This is a genomic window from Leclercia sp. LTM14, from assembly GCF_023736175.1.
GTDB classification, from domain to species: Bacteria; Pseudomonadota; Gammaproteobacteria; order Enterobacterales; family Enterobacteriaceae; genus Enterobacter; species Enterobacter barmai.
In genome coordinates, this window is sequence record NZ_JAIKTT010000001.1 from 594749 (window position 1) to 614611 (window position 19863).

A 19863-nucleotide genomic window follows, 5' to 3' on the forward strand; every position below is an offset into this window, starting at 1 on the left:
TATAACTTTACACTGGGCTTGTTAATTAATGGTTAATCAGGTGTTTATTTCATGAAGACAATTGCCTCCACCGCGCTACCTGCCCACGTGTTACAGCCGCAGTACGATCGCCAGACGTTACGCTCCCGTATCGTGCATTTCGGCTTTGGCGCCTTCCATCGCGCCCATCAGGCGCTCCTGACCGATCGGGTGCTTAACGCCAGAGGCGGCGACTGGGGGATATGTGAGATTAGCCTGTTTAGCGGCGATACGCTGATGAGCCAGCTGCGCGCGCAGGATCATCTGTTTACGGTGCTGGAAAAAGGTGCCGACGGTAATCAGCCGATTATCGTGGGGGCGGTGCATGAATGCCTGAACGCTAAGCTCGATTCGCTGGCAGCCATTATTGAGAAGTTTTGCGAGCCACAGGTGGCGATTGTCTCCCTGACCATTACCGAAAAGGGTTACTGCATCGATCCGGCCACCGGCAAGCTGGATACCCATAATGAACGTATCATTCACGATCTGGAGTATCCCGATGCGCCGCACTCGGCGCCGGGGATTCTGGTCGAGGCCCTGCATCGCCGTCGCGAGCGCGGCCTGCCGCCGTTCAGCGTGCTCTCCTGCGATAATATTCCCGATAACGGCCATGTGGTAAAAAACGCGGTGCTGGGGATGGCTCACAAGCGCTCGCCGGAGCTGGCGGAGTGGATTGCCGCTAACGTCAGCTTCCCGGGCACCATGGTGGACAGGATTGTGCCTGCCGCCACCGATGAATCCCTGGCGGAAATCGCCCGCGAAGTGGGCGTCGAGGATCCGTGCGCTATCAGCAGCGAGCCGTTTATTCAGTGGGTTATCGAGGATAACTTCGTCGCCGGGCGTCCGGAGTGGGAAGTGGCCGGCGTGCAGATGGTGCAGGACGTATTGCCGTGGGAGCAGATGAAGCTGCGCATGCTCAACGGGAGTCACTCTTTCCTGGCGTATCTCGGCTATCTGGCCGGTTTCGCCCACATTAACGACTGCATGGCCGATAGCGCGCTGCGTGACGCCGCCCGTCGCCTGATGCTTAACGAACAGGCGCCGACCCTGCGTATTACGGGTGTGGACCTTATCGCCTATGCCGACAGCCTGATTGACCGCTTCGCCAACCCGGCGCTGCAGCACCGTACCTGGCAGATTGCGATGGACGGCAGCCAGAAACTGCCGCAGCGTATGCTGGAGGGTATTCGCCACCATCTTCAGCGCGGCACCGCCTGGCCACTGCTGGCGCTCGGCGTCGCGGGCTGGATGCGCTACGTCAGCGGCGTGGATGACGCGGGCAATGCCATTGATGTGCGCGATCCGCTGAGGGATAAAATTCGCGCCATCGTCGAGACCAGCAGCGAGGAGGAGCGCGTCACTGCCCTGCTGGCTCTGAATGAAATTTTTGGCAACGACCTGCCGCAGGATCCGCAGTTTGTGGAGGCCGTTACCGGGGCCTGGCAGCGTATCCGCCAGTCGGGCGCACGTCAGGCGATTATCGATACCCTCGCGGTTTAACCTTTTTTGCGCTTAAGGCGAGCGGGGAACTCCCCGTTCGCCCTTCCCCTTCCCAATTCTGTTCTTTTCCGCCAGGATTACTGATAATTGTTATAGCATTACATTTATCACCCTGGAGCACCTGTGACTAAAACCAACCTCATTACTGGCTTTCTCGGTAGCGGGAAAACCACGTCGATACTGCACCTGCTGGCCAATAAAGATCCCGACGAAAAATGGGCGGTGCTGGTCAATGAATTTGGCGAAATAGGCATTGATGGTGCGCTGCTGGCCGACAACGGGGCGCTGGTAAAGGAGATCCCGGGTGGATGCATGTGCTGCGTGAACGGCCTGCCGATGCAGGTGGGGCTCAATACCCTGCTGCGCCAGGGCAAGCCAGACCGGCTGCTGATTGAACCCACCGGGCTTGGCCATCCTAAGCAGATCCTCGACCTGCTGACCGCGCCGGTCTATGAGCCGTGGATCGATTTGCGTGCCACCCTGTGCCTGCTCGATCCCCGTCAGCTGCTGGACGAAAAATTTGTCCACAACGAAAACTTCCGCGATCAGCTGGCCGCCGCCGACATCATCATTGCCAATAAAGAAGATCGCGCCACGCCAGAGAGCCGCGCCGCGCTGGAGATCTGGTGGCAGCACTTCGGCGGAGAACGTCAGCTGGCGCACGCTACTCAGGGGAACGTGGATAACGCCCTGCTTGACCTGCCGCGGCGCAATGTTGCTGAACTGCCCACCAGCGCAGCCCATGCCCACAGCCACGGCGAAAAGCAGGGTCTGGCGGCGCTGAGCCTGCCCGCACACCAGCGCTGGCGTCGCAGCCTGAACAGCGGTCAGGGACACCAGGCCTGCGGCTGGGTGTTCGATGCCGATACCTGCTTCGACACCATCGGTTTACTGGAGTGGGCGCGCCTTGCCCCGGTTGAACGGGTGAAGGGGGTGATGCGTACGCCCGACGGGCTGGTGCGAATCAATCGCCAGGGGGCAGATTTCTTCATCGAAACGCAGGGCGTGGCGCCGCCGGATAGCCGAATAGAGTTAATTAGTGCGGTTAACACCGACTGGAACGCCTTACAGTCCAGCTTGTTGAAGCTTCGTTTAAGTTCGGGCAACTAACGTTGCCCTGTTTTAACTGTTAACGGCGTGATGATGAAAACCCGACTAATACCCATTTTGTTGCTCAATTTTGCCGGTGTGGCGCTCTTTTTATCCTGGTATCTGCCGGCCAACCACGGTTTCTGGTTCCCGCTGGACAGCGGGATCTTCCACTTCTTCAACCACAAGCTGGTTGAAAGCCGCGCTTTCCTGTGGCTGGTGGCTATCACCAACAACCGTGCCTTTGACGGCTGCTCGCTGCTGGCGATGGGCGCGTTGATGTTCGCCTTCTGGCGTAACGAGAGCCCTGCCGGGCGTCGGCGTATTCTGATGATTGGCCTGGTGATGCTGCTGACTGCGGTGGTTCTGAACCAGCTGGCGCAGGCCTTTATTCCGGTGAAACGCTCAAGTCCGACGCTATTTTTCCCGGATATCTACCGCGTCAGCGAATTGCTGCATATTTCAACAAAAGACGCATCGAAAGACAGTTTCCCGGGCGATCACGGAATGATGCTGCTTATTTTCACCGCTTTTATGTGGCGTTATTTCGGTCATAAGACTTTCGCATTAGCCCTGATTATTTTTGTGGTTTTCGCTTTCCCGCGAGTAATGATCGGCGCGCACTGGTTCACTGATATTGCCGTCGGGTCGCTTTCGGTGGCTTTGATTGGCCTTCCATGGTGCCTTATGACGCCGTTGAGCGATCGATTAATAGCCTTGTTTGATCGCTATTTGCCTGGCAAATACAACAACTCCAAAACAAGTTACTAACAGAAATTAACTATAACTAACAGGGATCGTTATCGATCCCTGATTAGTTTCTCCCCTGACATAACGGTCGCCGTCATCTTCCTGTCACATTAATCACGTTAGAAATTAACGCGTTGAGCACTCCTTAACCTAAATTCGCCTGTTTTTTCGCTATCCCGTCAACTGACTTTTGCTATCACATTTACTTATAAAAAACTGCGTATTTTTGCTCGCAATGCCTGGCTCAATCAGGTAATCTCAGACTCGTTTTACCTCAGCGCTACAATTATTATCGTTGTAAATAAATTTGTGCGATTCGCCACAGATTTGACCATAAAGAATTGTCTGATAGTGCGCAGGTATTTAGTCTCGTCTCGCTTGGCATTTTTTATAACGATATTTGTCGTTAAGGACTTCAAGGGAATATAAACAACATGGTCAAATCTCAACCGATCTTGAGATACTTCTCACGGGTAATCCCGGCGATTGCAGTCGCGGTTCTGCTTTCAGCTTGTAGCGCATCGAACACCGCAAAGAATATGCATCCTGAGACGCGTGTTGTGGGGTCAGAAGACGCCTCTTCACTGCAAGCCTCTCAGGATGAATTTGAAAAGATGGTCAGCAATCTGGATATCAAATCCCGATTAATGGACCAGTATGCCAGCTGGAAAGGCGTGCGCTATCGCCTTGGCGGCGAAACACGTAAAGGCATCGATTGTTCCGGTTTCGTACAGCGTACGTTCCGCGAGCAGTTTGGTTTAGAACTTCCACGTTCAACTTATGAACAACAGGAAATGGGCAAATCGATTTCGCGTAGCAGCTTACGCACCGGCGATTTAGTTCTGTTCCGTGCGGGTTCAACCGGCCGTCATGTCGGCATCTATATCGGTAACGACCAGTTTGTCCACGCGTCCACCAGCAGCGGTGTGACGATCTCCAGTATGAACGAGCCATACTGGAAGAAGCGCTATAACGAAGCGCGCCGTGTACTGACTCGCAGTTAACCGCCTGTGCTGTCCGTTTCCCTTGGCTGACAGCATGGTAAAAAGCACTGCTATTGCAGTGCTTTTTTTTATCGCGATTCGCGATAATTCTGGAGTTCTCGTTCCAGGCTATAGTCTTGTAGTAGCGTGAGTTTAGCCGTCATGATAACGCGGGCGGCACATCAGGATCCCATAACATTTATGTTTACCCGCCATTTATCGTCCCGCCGAAAAGTGCTGATGCTCAGCATGCTTTCAGCTCTTATTGTCGCCCTGCTCTGCGGCGGTATGCAGTTTTTTTACAGCTACCATAAGCGCGACGTGAAATACGACAACCTGATTAGCGACCTTCGCGTGTACATGGAAAGTTATTTTGAAGAGCTGCAGACTTCTATTGATAAATTACAGCCGCTGACGCTCAGCGAGTGCAAGGACGTCAAATCTGAACTCACTTCCCGCGCCTCATTCAGTCTTAACGTCCGCGCCTTTCTGCTGGTTAAAGATAAAATGGCTTTTTGCTCGTCAGCCACCGGTCCTATGCATGTCCCGCTTAACGAACTTGTGCCAGATATCGACGTTAATAAAGCGGTAGACATGGCCCTGTTGCCGGGTACACCGATGATGCCTGAAAAACCGGCCATTGTGTTGTGGCATCGTAATCAGCTAATTAAAGACGGCGGCGTATTTACCTCCATTAACCTCAATCTGACGCCGTACCTGCTCTATACCGCCCGTCAGGATGAGTTCGCCGGGATTGCCCTTATCATCGGCAATACGGCTTTTTCGACGCATTCAACCCGGTTAATCCATATTAAAGATTTAGACGACAGGCCTCTGCGTTCAAGCCAGATAAAGGGACTGCCGCTCACCATTAATCTGTACGGCGACATCTGGTCGGCGGAAGATCTGATCTTCGCGCTACTGTTCGGCCTGCTGTGCGGCTCCAGTATTGGGCTGCTCTGCTTCTTCTGGCTGATGATGCGCGCCAATCCGCGTAAAGAGATCCTCACCGGTATCAAGCAGAATCAGTTTCATGTTGTGTACCAGCCGGTGGTGGATTCGAAGGATTTGCAGATGCGGGGCGTGGAGGTGCTGATGCGCTGGCAACATCCCGGCGCAGGGGCTATCCCGCCGGATGCCTTTATTAACTTTGCCGAGGCCCAGCAGCTTATTGTGCCGCTGACGCTGCATCTCTTCGACCTAATCCGCCGCGACGCACCGGCCCTGGCTAAACGGCTGCCGCCAGGCTCCAAGCTGGGCATTAATATTTCGCCCGGGCATCTGCACGCCGACAGCTTTAAAGACGATATGCGTCAATTCGCCGCCTCGCTGCCGCCGGATCATTTCCAGATTGTGCTCGAAATTACCGAACGCGATATGCTGAATCAGCGGGAAGCGACCAGGCTGTTTGAGTGGCTACATCTGGAAGGTTTTGAAATCGCCGTGGATGATTTTGGTACCGGGCACAGCGCCCTGATCTACCTTGAGCATTTCACCATGGACTATCTGAAAATCGACCGCGGCTTTGTGAGCGCCATCGGGATGGAAACCATCACCTCTCCGGTACTGGATGCGGTGCTGACCCTGGCGCGACGGCTGAACATGGTGACGGTCGCAGAAGGTGTCGAGACCGCCGAGCAGGCGAAATGGCTGCGCGATCACGGCGTTAATCTGCTGCAGGGGTACTGGATAAGCCGCCCGTTGATTCTGGAGCAGTTCCTGAGCTGGAAACCTGATATTCACCTTGATAGCGAATAATTTCCCAACCACCGCTGCGTCACTTATCATTCAGGTATCCTGCCCGTCGAGAATATAGAAGGAAAACGTAGCGGAATGATTGTGCGTATGATGTTGCTGCTGGTGGCGTTGATGAGCGGGTTCAGTCAGGCGCAAACCATTAAAGAGAGCTACGCGTTCGCGGTGATTGGCGAGCCTAAATACGCTATCAATTTCGATCATTACGATTACGTCAATCCTGCCGCGCCAAAAGGCGGCGCTGTCACCCTGGCGGCGAACGGCACCTTTGATAACTTCAACCGTTATGCCCTGCGCGGCGTAGCGGCAGAGCGCACCGACGCCCTCTACGATACCCTCTTTACCACCTCCGACGATGAACCCGGCAGCTATTATCCCCTGGTGGCCGAAACCGCGCGTTATGCAGATGATTTTTCCTGGATGGAGCTTACCATCAACCCGCTGGCGCGTTTTCACGACGGGACGCCGGTCAGGGCCAGCGATATCGCCTTCACCTTCCATAAATTTATGACCGAAGGCGTGCCGCAGTTCCGGCTGGTCTATAAAGGGGCGACGATCACGGCCATCGCGCCGCTGACGGTGCGCATCGCCCTTACCAGCCCCAATAAAGAGGATTTGCTGAGCCTGCTGACCCTGCCGGTAATGCCGGAGAAGTTCTGGAAAGATCACAAGCTCAGCGACCCGCTCTCTAAACCGCCGCTGGCCGGTGGTCCCTACCGCATCACCCGCTGGAAGATGGGGCAGTATGTGATCTATTCCCGGGTTAAGGATTACTGGGCGGCAAACCTGCCGGTAAACCGGGGCCGCTGGAATTTCGACACCCTGCGCTACGACTACTATCTGGACGACAACGTGGCCTTCGAAGCCTTTAAAGCGGGTGCGTTTGATATGCGGGTCGAAAGCAGCGCCAAAAACTGGGCCACCCGCTACAAGGGCAGGAATTTTGACCGGGGCTATATTGTGAAAGAGTCCTTTAAAAATGATTCAGCCCAGGACACGCGCTGGCTGGCGTTTAATATTCAGCGCCCGGTCTTTACCGACCGCCGCGTGCGCCAGGCCATTACCCTCGCCTTTGATTTCGAGTGGATGAACAAAGCGCTGTTTTACGGTGCCTACAGCCGGGCCAACAGCTATTTCCAGAATACCGAATATGCCGCAACGGGTTATCCGGATGCCGCTGAACTGACGCTTCTCGGGCCGCTCAAAAGCGCCGTTCCCCCGGAAGTCTTTACCAGCGTCTTTCAGCCCCCCGTCTCAAAAGGCGACGGCTACGATCGTGATAACCTGCTGAAAGCCAGCCGGCTGCTGGATGAGGCGGGCTGGGAAATTAAAAATAAGCAGCGGGTCAGCAAGCAAACCGGTAAACCGCTCAGTTTTGAACTACTGCTGCCCTCCGGGGGCAATAACCAATGGGTGCTGCCGTTCCAGCACAACCTGGAACGCCTCGGCATCGTCCTGAATATCCGCCAGGTGGATAATTCACAGATCACCAACCGGATGCGCAACCGCGATTACGACATGATGCCGCGCCTGTGGCGGGCAACGCCGTGGCCCAGCACTGACCTGCAGATTTCATGGGCCTCTCAGTACATTGATTCCACTTATAACTCACCGGGGGTGAAAAACCCGGCGGTGGATAACCTGATCGCCCAAATCGTCGCCGCGCAGGGGGATAAAGCCAAACTGCTGCCTTTCGGGCGCGCGCTGGATCGGGTGTTAACCTGGAACTATTACATGCTGCCAATGTGGTTTATGGGGGAAGACAGGGTTGCCCGCTGGGATAAATTCTCCCTTCCCGCCCAGCGCCCGGTCTATTCCCTCGGGTTTGATAACTGGTGGTATGACGTTAACAAAGCGGCGAAATTACCCGCCGAACGGCGTTAAGGGATCGCAATGGGCGCTTATTTACTTCGTCGTTTACTGCTGGTGATCCCCACCCTGTGGGCGATTATCACCATCAACTTTTTTATCGTGCAGATTGCCCCCGGCGGGCCGGTGGATCAGGCCATTGCCGCCATTGAATTTGGCAACAGCGGTGCGATGCCCGGCGGAGGCGATGAAGGGATGCGCGCCAGCCATGCCCGCACCGGGGTGGGCAACATCAATGAGAGCCACTATCGCGGCGGACGCGGCCTCGATCCCGAGGTGATCGCCGAGATCACCCAGCGTTACGGCTTTGATAAGCCGATCCATGAGCGCTACTTCAAAATGCTGGGAGATTACCTGCGCTTTGATTTTGGCGACAGCCTGTTTCGCAGCGCGTCGGTGCTGCATCTGATCAAAGAGAGCCTGCCGGTCTCCATTACGCTCGGGCTGTGGGGCACGTTGATTATCTACCTGGTGTCGATCCCGCTCGGCATCCGTAAAGCGATGGATAACGGCAGTCGGTTTGATATCTGGAGCAGCACCTTCATTATTATTGGCTATGCGATCCCGGCGTTCCTGTTTGCCGTGCTGCTGATTGTCTTTTTCGCGGGCGGCAGCTACTTCGACCTCTTCCCGCTGCGCGGCCTGGTTTCGACCGATTTCGACACGCTGCCCTGGTATCAGAAGATCGCCGATTACCTGTGGCACATCACCCTGCCGGTACTGGCAACGGTGATCGGCGGATTTGCGGCGCTGACCATGCTGACCAAAAACGCTTTTCTCGACGAGATCCGCAAGCAGTACGTGGTGACCGCCCGCGCCAAAGGGGTGAGCGAGCGGCGCATCCTGTGGAAACACATTTTTCGCAATGCCATGCTGCTGGTGATCGCCGGATTTCCGGCCACCTTTATCAGCATGTTCTTTACCGGCTCCCTGCTTATTGAGGTGATGTTCTCCCTCAACGGCCTGGGTCTGCTGGGCTACGAGGCCACCGTCTCGCGGGACTATCCGGTGATGTTTGGCACGCTCTATATTTTCACCCTGATTGGCCTGCTGCTGAATATCCTCAGTGATATCTGCTATACGCTGGTCGATCCGCGTATTGATTTTGAGGGTCGCTGATGCCGCGCTTAAGCCCCATCAACCAGGCCCGCTGGGCTCGCTTTCGCCACAACCGCCGCGGCTACTGGTCGCTGTGGATCTTCGCCCTGTTTTTTGCCCTGAGCCTGTGCTCGGAGATCATCGCCAACGACAAGCCGCTGCTGGTGCACTTTAACGATCGCTGGTACGTCCCGGTGCTCAAAAACTACAGCGAGAGCGACTTTGGCGGCCCCTTTGCCACCGCGGCGGATTATCAGGACCCGTGGCTACAGGCGCAGTTAAACGAGCACGGCTGGGTGCTGTGGACCCCGGTCCGCTTTGGTGCCAACAGCATTAACTTTGCCACCACCACCCCATTCCCGTCGCCACCCTCGGCGCAAAACTGGCTGGGCACCGATGCCAACGGCGGCGATGTGCTGGCGCGCATTCTGTACGGGACGCGAATTTCTATTCTGTTTGGCCTGATGCTGACCCTTTTTTCCAGCGTGATGGGGGTACTGGCGGGAGCGATCCAGGGCTATTACGGCGGCAGGATCGACCTCTGGGGACAGCGATTTATCGAAGTGTGGTCCGGCATGCCGACGCTGTTCTTAATCATTCTGCTCTCAAGCGTGGTACAGCCCAACTTCTGGTGGCTGCTGGCTATCACGGTACTGTTTGGCTGGATGGCGCTGGTGGGCGTGGTGCGGGCGGAATTTCTGCGCACCCGCAACTTCGATTATATTCGCGCGGCCCAGGCGCTGGGGGTAAGCGACCGCGGGATCATTTTCCGCCACATGCTGCCGAACGCCATGGTGGCGACGTTAACCTTCCTGCCGTTTATTCTGTGCAGTTCCATCACCACCCTCACCTCCCTCGATTTTCTCGGCTTCGGCCTGCCGCTGGGCTCGCCTTCGCTGGGGGAACTGCTGTTGCAGGGTAAAAATAATTTGCAGGCGCCGTGGCTCGGGATCACCGCCTTTCTCTCCGTCGCCGTGCTGCTCTCATTGCTGATTTTTATTGGCGAAGCGGTCCGTGACGCTTTTGACCCGAATAAGGCGGTGTAAGATGACGCAGCCCCTGCTCCATATCGACGCGCTCTCCATTGCCTTTCGCCAGCAGGGCGAAGTGCGCACCGTGGTGAACGATATCTCCCTGAAAATTGATGCCGGTGAGACGCTGGCGCTGGTGGGTGAATCGGGTTCCGGTAAGAGCGTCACAGCCCTGTCCATACTGCGTCTGCTGCCTGCACCGCCGGTGGTCTATCCTCAGGGCGATATTCTGTTTCACGGCCAGTCGCTGCTGCATGCCGACGAGCGCACCCTGCGCGGCGTGCGCGGGAATAAGATCGCCATGATCTTCCAGGAGCCGATGGTTTCACTGAATCCGCTGCACACGCTCGAAAAACAGCTCTATGAGGTGCTCTCCCTGCATCGCGGGATGCGCAAGGAGGCCGCCCGGGGTGAAATGCTCGACTGCCTGGAGCGCACCGGGATCCGCAACGCCGCAAAACGGCTCGGCGATTTTCCGCATCAGCTTTCCGGGGGGGAACGCCAGCGGGTGATGATCGCCATGGCGCTGCTGACGCGCCCGGAGCTGCTGATCGCCGACGAGCCGACTACCGCGCTGGACGTCACGGTGCAGGCGCAGATCCTGCAATTGTTACGCGAGCTGCGCAACGAGCTGAACATGAGCCTGCTGTTTATCACCCACAATCTCAGCATCGTGAAAAAGCTGGCCGACCAGGTGGCGGTAATGCAGAACGGCCGCTGCGTGGAGCAGAACCGCGCCGCGTCGCTGTTAGCCGCGCCACAGCATCCCTACACCCAGCGACTTCTCAACAGCGAGCCCGCCGGGGATCCCGTCCCGCTGCCGGAGGCTGCTCAGCCTTTGCTGCGCGTGAAGGATCTCTCGGTGGCGTTTCCGGTGCGCAAAGGCATCCTGCGCCGGGTGGTGGACAACAAGCGGGTGCTGAACAACGTCAGCTTTACCCTGCGTCCCGGCGAGACCCTGGGGCTGGTGGGCGAATCGGGATCCGGCAAGAGCACCACCGGGCTGGCGCTGTTACGCCTGATCGCCTCGAAGGGGGAGATTTTATTTGACGATCGCCCCCTGCATGAGTGGGATCGCCGCCAGATGCTCCCTGTCCGCCACCGGATGCAGGTGGTTTTCCAGGATCCTAACTCTTCTCTTAACCCGCGCCTTAACGTGCAGCAGATTATTGAGGAGGGGCTGCGCGTCCATCAGCCCGGGCTCAGCGTGCAGGCACGCGAAGAAGAAGTCATTCGGGTGATGGGGGAAGTGGGACTGGATCCTCATACCCGGCATCGCTATCCGGCCGCCTTTTCCGGCGGACAGCGCCAGCGCATCGCCATTGCCCGGGCGCTGATCCTGCGCCCGGAGCTGATTATTCTGGATGAACCGACGTCGTCCCTCGACAAAACCGTGCAGGCGCAGATTCTGGCGCTGCTGAAAGATCTGCAGCAAAAACACCGTCTGGCCTATATCTTCATCAGCCACGATTTACAGGTGGTACGGGCGCTATGTCACCAGGTGATTGTGTTACGTCAGGGAGAGGTGGTCGAGCAGGGAGACTGTCAGCGCGTGTTTGCCGCGCCGACGCAGGAGTATACGCGTCAGCTGTTAGCGTTACGCTGACGCTTCAGACAGGATTCTGACCCGAGAAAGGCTCGGCGATAGCCACACCGACGTTTTTCAGGCGGCAGGTTGCCGCGAACTCATCCTGGCTTTTCACGAACAGGCACGGCTCGCCTTCGCACTCCAGCACCGAGCTGTAAAGCTCAATGTCGGTCAGCGCCTGGCTCAGCTTTTCCATCAACGGCCACGCGTTGCCCTCTTCCGGGCTCAGCAGCTTAAGGGCCACCAGACAGTTATCAGGATTTGTTCCGCTCTGCGGAATCGGTTCAACCTTCGAGCCTGCAAAACCCGCTGACCAGCGATAGCTCTGCGGCAAGCGATGCACAATTGAGAGCTGTAATGTATTCACGTTTGTTCCCCGGAAGCAAAATATACTTCACAATCTATTTACATTTATAGTAACACATCATCACTCACCTGCTCTGTTTTTAGTAAGAAAACGCTTACACCCAGTTTCCATGGGCGCTGACGTCTTATTTATCAGGGCTTTTTGTCAGTGTTTCAGGTTCATAGCGGCGCTATATGTACCCGTTTCTGTGATCTAACACAACCTTTTTAACTACAAAGATGTGACTATTTACATAAATAGATTTTACATAAAAGAAACAAACAAGAGGTCAATGAACCGCCTTTTAATTGACCTGAATCAAAAAAGGGCCCCGTCAGGGCCCTTAATTGTGCATCAGTTCACCGATTTTCGCGGCCGACTGGCGTAGAGGCAGAAAACAATGGAGCCGGTGGCGCACAGCGCGATTGTCCAGAGCATCGGCCAGGCGCTGTTAAAGGTCGCCAGCGAAAGCAGTGCGCCGACAATAGCACCGATCCCGAAGCGGAAGGTTCCCGCCAGCGAAGAGGCGGTCCCGGCCATGTGCGGGAACTCGTCGAGGATGACCGCCATGGCGTTGGACGAAACCATCGATATGCAGCCAACAAACGCCGCGATACCCACCACCAGCGCCCAGAACCCGACATCGAAGAAGGCAGTCACCACCATCCACACCGCCATCACGAACTGGATCCACAGCCCGATGCGGAACATGTTCAGCGCCCCTACCCGGCGAACGAAGCGGCTGTTAATCATCGTCAGCACGAAGATGAACACCACGTTCAGCGCGAAGTAGTAGCCAAAGTGCTGCGGAGAAACATGGTTAAGCTCAATGTAGACAAACGGCCCGGCGCTGAGGAACGAGAACATCCCTGCAAAGCTGAAGCCGCTGGCCAGCATGTAGCTCAGCACGCGCTTATGACGAAACAGCGAGGCAAAGTTGCCAAGCGTGGTGCGAATATGAAACTTCTGCCGGTGCTCGGCGGGCAGCGTCTCTTTAATAAAGAAGAAGATCATCGCCGAGGCCAGCAGGGCCGCCAGCGCCAGGATCCAGAAAATCGCGTGCCAGCTAAACCACACCAGCACCGCGCCCCCGACCATGGGCGCCACCAGCGGGGCCACGGTAGTGACCAGCATGACGAACGACATCATGCGGGAGAACTCTTCTTTCGGATAGATATCACGCATCAGGGCGTTGATGACCACGCTTGCCGCCGCAGCCGCCAGGCCGTGGAAGAAACGCATCACAATCAGGTGATCGACGGACTGCGCCATGGCACAGGCCATCGCCGCGCCGGCGAACACCAGCGTGCCGCCCAGCACCACCGGTTTACGCCCAAGGCTGTCAGCCATTGGGCCGTAGAGCAGCTGTCCGAGCGCGAAACCGAGAATATAGCTGCTGAGGGTCATTTGCACGCTGCCTGCAGGCACGCCAAACTGCTGGGCGATCACCGGCAGTGCGGGCAGATACATGTCGATGGACAGCGGCATCAGCATGGCCAGCAGGCCAAGAATAAAGACAATGCTCAACGACGAGTGTGGCCTGGTGGTCACAGTTAGCTCCTGAAATTAGCGTGAAGAGAGGCCAACGCTGGCAATTTCTTCTTCCGTCAACGGGCGGTATTCACCCGGCTCAAGTTCCGGGTCGAGAGTGATATCCCCGATCCGTTCGCGATGCAGCCCGACAACGTGATTTCCTACGGCGGCAAACATGCGTTTTACCTGATGATAGCGCCCTTCGCTGATGGTCAGACGCACTTCGGTTGGGGTGATGACTTCCAGCACGGCGGGTTTGGTCAGATCTTTTTCATTATGCAGCTGCACGCCGTGGGCGAATTGTTCTGCCGTGCTGTCGCTCACCGGGTTTTCCAGGGTCACCAGATAGGTCTTCTCACAGTGGTGACGCGGGGAGGTGATGCGGTGCGACCACTGACCGTCGTCGGTCATCAGCACCAGGCCGGTGGTATCGATATCCAGACGTCCGGCGGCATGCAGTTTGTGCGCGACGGGCTCATCAAGGAAATAGAGCACGGTAGGATGATCGGGATCGTCGGTGGAGCAGACATACCCTTCCGGTTTGTTCAACATGAAGTAACGCGGGCCAGTCTGCTGGATCAGCGCATTGCCTTCATATTCTACCTGTTGGTCAGGCTGGAGTTTAAACGCGCTGTCTCGCACAATATCGCCATCCACGGTGACGTGGCTGGCGCGGATCAGACGCCCGGCAATAGCGCGGCTTACGCCGAGTTGCTGAGCGATAAACTTATCAAGTCGCATGAAATATTTTAAGCCTTAAAGGTGCCAGGAGCCGGACAATGCGTCCGGAAAAGAAGCAGTCGGAAACAGCTCAGTATAACGGGCTCTGTGCGCCACTCAAGGGAAAAAGTTTCGTGGCATAATATAAGCGAGATAACCAAACCGAGACCCCATGACCTTTACACTTCGCCCCTACCAGCAGGAAGCCGTGGACGCCACCCTCGCCCACTTTCGTCAGCATAAAGAACCGGCGGCCATTGTGCTGCCCACTGGCGCAGGCAAAAGCCTGGTGATCGCCGAACTGGCGCGCCTGGCCCGTGGCCGCGTGCTGGTGCTGGCGCACGTCAAAGAGCTGGTGGCGCAAAACCATGCCAAGTATCTGGCCCTGGGTCTGGAGGCCGATATCTTTGCCGCCGGGTTACAGCGTAAAGAGAGCCACGGCAAGGTGGTGTTCGGCAGCGTGCAGTCGGTGGCGCGCAACCTCGACAAATTTCAGAGCGAATTCTCCCTGCTGATTGTGGACGAGTGCCATCGCATCAGCGATGACGACGACAGCCAGTATCAGCAGATCCTGAGCCATCTCAGGAGCGTCAATCCGCAGATCCGTCTGCTGGGGCTCACCGCCACGCCGTTCCGCCTCGGTAAAGGCTGGATATACCGTTTTCATTATCACGGCATGGTGCGCGGGAATGAAAACGCGCTGTTCCGGGACTGCATTTACGAGCTGCCGCTGCGCTACATGATTAAACATGGCTACCTGACGCCGCCGGAACGGCTGGACATGCCGGTGGTGCAGTATGATTTCAGCCGCCTGCAGGTGCAGAGTAACGGCCTGTTCAGCGAGGCCGACCTTAACCGCGAGCTGAAAAAGCAGGATCGTATTACCCCGCATATCATCAGCCAGATTATGGAGTTTGCCGCCACGCGCAAAGGGGTAATGATTTTTGCCGCCACCGTGGAGCACGCCCGGGAGATCACCGGCCTGCTGCCCGCCAGCGATGCGCGGCTGATCACCGGCGAAACGCCGGGCAGCGAGCGTGACCAGCTGATTGAAGCCTTTAAGGCGCAGCAGTTCCGCTATCTGGTCAATGTGTCAGTGCTTACTACCGGCTTTGATGCCCCGCACGTGGACCTGATAGCCATTCTGCGCCCGACCGAGTCCGTCAGCCTTTATCAGCAGATTGTGGGACGCGGCCTGCGCCTGGCCCCCGGAAAAACCGACTGTCTGATCCTGGATTACGCCGGTAACCCGCACGACCTTTATGCTCCGGAAGTGGGCGCGCCAAAAGGCAAAAGTGACAACGTTCCGGTGCAGGTGTTTTGTCCCGCCTGCGGGTTTGCCAATACCTTCTGGGGTAAAACCACCTCTGACGGCACGCTAATCGAACACTTTGGCCGCCGCTGCCAGGGCTGGTTTGAAGATGACGAGGGCCATCGCGAGCAGTGCGACTATCGCTTCCGCTTTAAAAACTGCCCGCAGTGCAATGCCGAGAACGATATCGCCGCCCGTCGGTGCCGCACCTGCGATGCGGTGCTGGTCGATCCCGACGATATGCTGAAAGCGGCCCTGAAGCTGAAGGACGCGCTGGTGCTGCGCTGTAGCGGTATGGAGCTGGCGCAGGGTGCCGATGAGAAAGGCGAGTGGCTGAAAATCACCTATTACGATGAAGACGGCGCCGATGTAAGTGAGCGCTTCCGTCTGCAGACGCCCGCCCAGCGTACCGCCTTTGAACAGCTGTTTATCCGCCCGCATACCCGCACGCCCGGCGTGCCGCTGCGCTGGGCAACCGCCGCGGATATCCTTCATCAACAGCCGTTACTGCGCCACCCGGATTTTGTGGTGGCGCGAAAAAAGGCCAGTTCTGGCAGGTGCGTGAAAAGGTGTTTGATTATGAGGGCCGCTTCCGCCGCGCCAATGAATTGCGGGGATAACGGGACTTTTCATTGATGTAAAAGTCATTTGAGTATAAAATGCCGCCCGCTTCACATCCGTGAGGCAGAACACTCACCTGTTGCTGGGTCGCCTGTAGCAGGATTTTATATACAGAGAGAAATCAATGTTCACTATCAATGCAGAAGTACGTAAAGAGCAGGGTAAGGGTGCGAGCCGCCGCCTGCGTGCAGCTAACAAATTCCCGGCCATCATCTATGGCGGCGAGGCTGCTCCTGTCGCAATCGAACTGGACCACGACAAACTGTGGAACATGCAGGACAAAGCTGAGTTCTACAGCGAAGTTCTGACTATCGTTATCGACGGTAAAGAAGAGAAAGTTAAAGCTCAGGCAGTACAGCGTCACGCTTACAAGCCAAAACTGTCTCACATCGACTTCGTTCGCGCGTAATCGCAAACCTGTCGAAAAACGCATCAGCGGGGTTTTTTTATGGCCGTTATTTACCGCCGGAGGTGCGGCGCTGCAGCTGGTCGCGCAGGTTTGGCGGGGTGCCTTTAATGGTCAGCGTGTCGGTCGCCGGATCCCAGAAAATGCGCTCGCCGAGCAGCATGGCATCGAAGTTAATGGTTAACCCGCCGCCGCTACCGGCAAATTTGGTCAGCTGACGCAGCGTACTGCGATCCGCCGGGAAGCTCTCTTCCAGCTCGTAACCCTTCTCTGCTGTAAACTCCTGGAAGCTCACTTCGCTGACGCCGGAAAGCTCTTTGGAGAGCGACTCCAGCTCGATCTCTTCGCCTGCCTGCAGTTGCTCGTTGCAGTAGGCATACACCTGCTGACGCACGTTCTGGCGTTCAGCTTTATCCAGCTCGGCTTCTGCGGTGAAGTCATCCACCGCCTGCAGCAGGCCTTTGTTCTGTGCTTTGGCATTCAGGCCTTCGCTGGCGCCGAGGAAATCCATAAAGAAATCGGCAACTTTGCGCCCTACCCGGCCTTTCAGGAAGGTGAGATAGCGGGTGGATTCCGGGTTGGTTTCCCACTCGGTCAGGTCGATACGCGCCACGATATCCGCATGGTTGATGTCCAGATAGTGGGTCGAGCTGATATCCAGCTGCTCATTGACGCGCATGCTGCTTAAGTTATTCAGCACCGCCACCAGCAGGTATTCGACCGCCAGGTAACGATAGTGGCAGAACAGGACGATCCCGCCATCGGCAAAGGGGTATTTTGCCAGCTCATCACGCAGGCGGCCGGTTGCCGCACGGCTGAACGCGAGAAACTCTTCTTCGCCCTGACGCTGCAGGCGCAGCGCCTGCGCCAGCTCGCTCTCTTCGCTGAACAGGCCATAGGCTTTATTTTTGGCACTGTAAACGCGGTGCAGCTCTGCCATCATGTCAACAACGGTAGGCGTCGGTTCCAGTAACGAATCGCGCAGCACCAGCTCAAGGGTTTGCTCATCACGCTTGATAAGCTGGTGCAGGGCAATCTGGTTGATATCCAGACTCATGATAAACTCTCCTTTTAGACCGGGCCGTATTCAACCACCCCGCAGTCATGTATGCAACCGAAGATAAAAAAGGGGAAAAAAAGCTGTTGCTACGGTAATATGTTGCCCTTTCCTCTACAAACAGATTTCGATTTATGCCACAACTCTCCCGCTATAGTGATGAACACGTTGAACAAATGCTCAGTGAGCTGCTCAACGTACTGGAAAAACATAAGGCGCCGACCGACCTTTCCCTGATGGTGCTGGGAAATATGGTGACTAACCTTATCAATACCAGCGTTGCGCCGGCCCAGCGCCAGGCAATCGCGAAATCCTTCGCCCAGGCTTTACAGTCCTCGGTCAACGACGACCAGGCGCACTAAGGGAAACGAACCCGTTTATGGTGACGAATCGTCAGCGCTACCGTGAAAAAGTCTCCCAGATGGTTAGCTGGGGGCACTGGTTTGCCCTGTTTAACATTCTGCTGGCCATGGTGCTTGGCAGTCGTTATCTGTTTGTCGCCGACTGGCCGACGACGCTTGCCGGACGCGTTTACTCCTGGATAAGCGTCATTGGCCATTTCAGCTTTCTGGTATTTGCCACCTATCTGCTGATCCTCTTCCCGCTGACGTTTATCGTCATGTCGCAGCGGCTGATGCGGTTTGTCTCCGCCATCCTCGCCACCGCAGGCATGACGCTGCTGCTGATCGACAGCGAGGTCTTTACCCGCTTCCACCTGCATCTTAATCCCGTCGTCTGGGAACTGGTGATCAATCCCGACCAGAACGAAACGGCGCGTGACTGGCAGCTGATGTTTATCAGCGTGCCGATTATCCTGCTGATTGAGATGCTGTTTGCCACCTGGAGCTGGCAAAAACTGCGCAGCCTGACGCGCCGCCGTCGCTACGCTAAACCGGTCGCCGCCCTGTTTTTCGTGGCCTTTATCGGCTCGCATTTCATGTATATCTGGGCGGACGCCAACTTCTACCGGCCGATTACCATGCAGCGCGCGAACCTGCCGCTCTCCTATCCGATGACCGCCCGTCGCTTCCTCGAGAAACACGGCCTGCTGGATGCGCAGGAGTATCAGCGCCGCCTGATCGAACAAGGCGATCCTGAGGCCGTATCGGTGCAGTATCCGCTGAGCGATCTGCGCTACCGTGACATGGGTCAGGGGCAGAACGTTCTGCTTATCACCGTCGATGGTCTTAACTATTCGCGCTTCGAAAAGCAAATGCCGACGCTGGCAGAGTTCGCCGATAAGAACATCAACTTTACCCAGCATATGAGTTCCGGTAACTCAACCGATGCCGGTATCTTTGGCCTGTTCTATGGCATTTCGCCGGGCTATATGGACGGCGTGCTGTCGTCGCGTATCCCTGCGGCGCTGATCACCGGGCTGAACCAGCAGGGCTACCAGCTGGGCCTCTTCTCCTCAGACGGCTTTAACAGCCCGCTGTACCGCCAGGCGCTGCTGTCTGATTTCTCTTTGCCAACAACGAAGAGCCAGTCCGACGAACAGACTGCCGGACAGTGGATCAACTGGCTTAACCGATATGCCCAGGACGATAACCGCTGGTTCTCCTGGATTGCCCTGAACGGCACAACGCTTGATAACAGCAACCAGAAAGCCTTTAACCGCCGCTACGCCCAGGCCGCAGGCAATGTGGATAACCAGATTGCCCGGGTGCTGGACGCGCTGCGCGAATCCGGCAAACTGGATAACACGGTAGTGGTGATCACCGCCGGACACGGCGTGCCGCTGGGTGATGAGGGTAATGGTGTCGACTGGGCGCGCCCTCGCCTGCACGTTCCTCTGGTGATCCACTGGCCTGGCACGCCATCGCAGCGCATTAACATGCTGACCGATCATAAGGATGTGATGACCACCCTGATGCAGCGTCTGCTCCACGTCAGCACGCCAGCCAATGAGTATTCTCAGGGTCAGGATCTGTTCAGCGCAACGCGTCGTCATAACTGGGTTACTGCCGCCAGCAATAATACGCTGGCCGTCACGACGCCAAACCTGACGCTGGTGCTGAGCAGCAACGGTAATTACAAAACCTATAACCCGCAGGGTGAGAAACTTGACGACCAGACGCCGCAGCTAAGCCTGCTGTTACAGGTGCTGACGGATGAGAAACGGTTCATCGCTAACTGATTTAAAATTAATCAGTTAGCCTGCGCCACACTTGCATTAAATGCGAA

16 protein-coding genes and 1 pseudogene are annotated in these 19863 nt (G+C 56.5%); 13 read left to right on the top strand and 4 right to left on the bottom strand.

Going from position 1 to position 19863, the window contains the following annotated elements:
• The first annotated feature begins 51 nt into the window (after positions 1 to 51).
• The 9 genes from K5I40_RS02835 (at position 52) to yejF (ending at position 11699) form a co-directional block, all read left to right on the top strand.
• Positions 52 to 1518, top strand: a complete 1467-nt coding sequence (locus tag K5I40_RS02835) for a mannitol dehydrogenase family protein (RefSeq protein ID WP_223073742.1) — start codon at positions 52 to 54, stop codon at positions 1516 to 1518.
• A gap of 123 nt (positions 1519 to 1641) precedes the next feature.
• On the top strand, positions 1642 to 2628 hold the full coding sequence (locus K5I40_RS02840) for a GTP-binding protein (RefSeq protein ID WP_138369900.1): 987 nt from the start codon (positions 1642 to 1644) through the stop codon (positions 2626 to 2628).
• A 33-nt stretch (positions 2629 to 2661) separates the two neighbouring features.
• Positions 2662 to 3378: a phosphatase PAP2 family protein gene (locus tag K5I40_RS02845; RefSeq protein WP_039031039.1), complete on the top strand. Its 717-nt coding sequence runs from the start codon at positions 2662 to 2664 to the stop codon at positions 3376 to 3378.
• Positions 3379 to 3791: 413 nt separating this feature from the next.
• Positions 3792 to 4361, top strand: coding sequence for a bifunctional murein DD-endopeptidase/murein LD-carboxypeptidase (gene mepS / locus K5I40_RS02850; RefSeq protein ID WP_039031038.1), 570 nt, complete (start codon positions 3792 to 3794; stop codon positions 4359 to 4361).
• A 180-nt stretch (positions 4362 to 4541) separates the two neighbouring features.
• Positions 4542 to 6098 carry a cyclic di-GMP phosphodiesterase gene (locus K5I40_RS02855; RefSeq protein WP_223073741.1) on the top strand — a complete coding sequence of 519 codons (1557 nt, stop codon included), beginning with the start codon at positions 4542 to 4544 and terminating at the stop codon, positions 6096 to 6098.
• A gap of 75 nt (positions 6099 to 6173) precedes the next feature.
• Positions 6174 to 7979, top strand: a complete 1806-nt coding sequence (locus K5I40_RS02860) for an extracellular solute-binding protein (protein ID WP_223073740.1) — start codon at positions 6174 to 6176, stop codon at positions 7977 to 7979.
• Between the two features lie 9 nt (positions 7980 to 7988).
• A complete protein-coding gene (locus K5I40_RS02865; RefSeq protein ID WP_138369896.1) occupies positions 7989 to 9083 on the top strand; it encodes a microcin C ABC transporter permease YejB in 1095 nt (364 codons plus the stop codon).
• The gene (locus K5I40_RS02870) at positions 9083 to 10108 is read left to right on the top strand and encodes an ABC transporter permease (RefSeq protein ID WP_039031034.1); all 1026 of its coding nucleotides are present in this window, start codon (positions 9083 to 9085) and stop codon (positions 10106 to 10108) included. The genes K5I40_RS02865 and K5I40_RS02870 overlap by 1 nt, the downstream gene beginning before the upstream one ends.
• 1 nt (position 10109) lies before the next feature.
• Positions 10110 to 11699, top strand: a complete 1590-nt coding sequence (gene yejF, locus K5I40_RS02875) for a microcin C ABC transporter ATP-binding protein YejF (RefSeq protein ID WP_223073739.1) — start codon at positions 10110 to 10112, stop codon at positions 11697 to 11699.
• A gap of 4 nt (positions 11700 to 11703) precedes the next feature.
• Here the strand turns inward: yejF and K5I40_RS02880 are convergent, their stop codons facing one another.
• The 3 genes from K5I40_RS02880 to rsuA form a co-directional block, all read right to left on the bottom strand.
• Positions 11704 to 12048, bottom strand: coding sequence for a YejG family protein (locus tag K5I40_RS02880; RefSeq protein ID WP_223073738.1), 345 nt, complete (start codon positions 12046 to 12048; stop codon positions 11704 to 11706).
• Positions 12049 to 12381: 333 nt separating this feature from the next.
• Positions 12382 to 13578 carry a Bcr/CflA family multidrug efflux MFS transporter gene (locus tag K5I40_RS02885; protein ID WP_039031031.1) on the bottom strand — a complete coding sequence of 399 codons (1197 nt, stop codon included), beginning with the start codon at positions 13576 to 13578 and terminating at the stop codon, positions 12382 to 12384.
• Positions 13579 to 13593: 15 nt separating this feature from the next.
• The gene (gene rsuA / locus K5I40_RS02890) at positions 13594 to 14301 is read right to left on the bottom strand and encodes a 16S rRNA pseudouridine(516) synthase RsuA (protein WP_223073737.1); all 708 of its coding nucleotides are present in this window, start codon (positions 14299 to 14301) and stop codon (positions 13594 to 13596) included.
• Positions 14302 to 14452: 151 nt separating this feature from the next.
• Here rsuA and K5I40_RS02895 point away from each other — a divergent pair.
• Both K5I40_RS02895 and rplY read left to right on the top strand, forming a co-directional pair.
• Positions 14453 to 16212: pseudogene (locus K5I40_RS02895) on the top strand (DEAD/DEAH box helicase).
• A 125-nt stretch (positions 16213 to 16337) separates the two neighbouring features.
• Positions 16338 to 16622, top strand: a complete 285-nt coding sequence (rplY, locus tag K5I40_RS02900; RefSeq protein ID WP_039031028.1) for a 50S ribosomal protein L25 — start codon at positions 16338 to 16340, stop codon at positions 16620 to 16622.
• Between the two features lie 46 nt (positions 16623 to 16668).
• On the opposite strand, the gene yejK is transcribed toward rplY, so the two are convergent.
• The gene (gene yejK / locus K5I40_RS02905) at positions 16669 to 17676 is read right to left on the bottom strand and encodes a nucleoid-associated protein YejK (protein ID WP_039031027.1); all 1008 of its coding nucleotides are present in this window, start codon (positions 17674 to 17676) and stop codon (positions 16669 to 16671) included.
• A gap of 134 nt (positions 17677 to 17810) precedes the next feature.
• Here yejK and K5I40_RS02910 point away from each other — a divergent pair, with 134 nt between their 5' ends.
• Positions 17811 to 18038 (top strand): YejL family protein, encoded by a 228-nt coding sequence (locus K5I40_RS02910; protein ID WP_032612681.1) that lies wholly within the window; start codon positions 17811 to 17813, stop codon positions 18036 to 18038.
• A gap of 17 nt (positions 18039 to 18055) precedes the next feature.
• Entirely contained in the window at positions 18056 to 19816 is a 1761-nt protein-coding gene (gene yejM, locus K5I40_RS02915; RefSeq protein ID WP_223073736.1) for an LPS biosynthesis-modulating metalloenzyme YejM, read from the top strand.
• Positions 19817 to 19863: the final 47 nt, after the last annotated feature.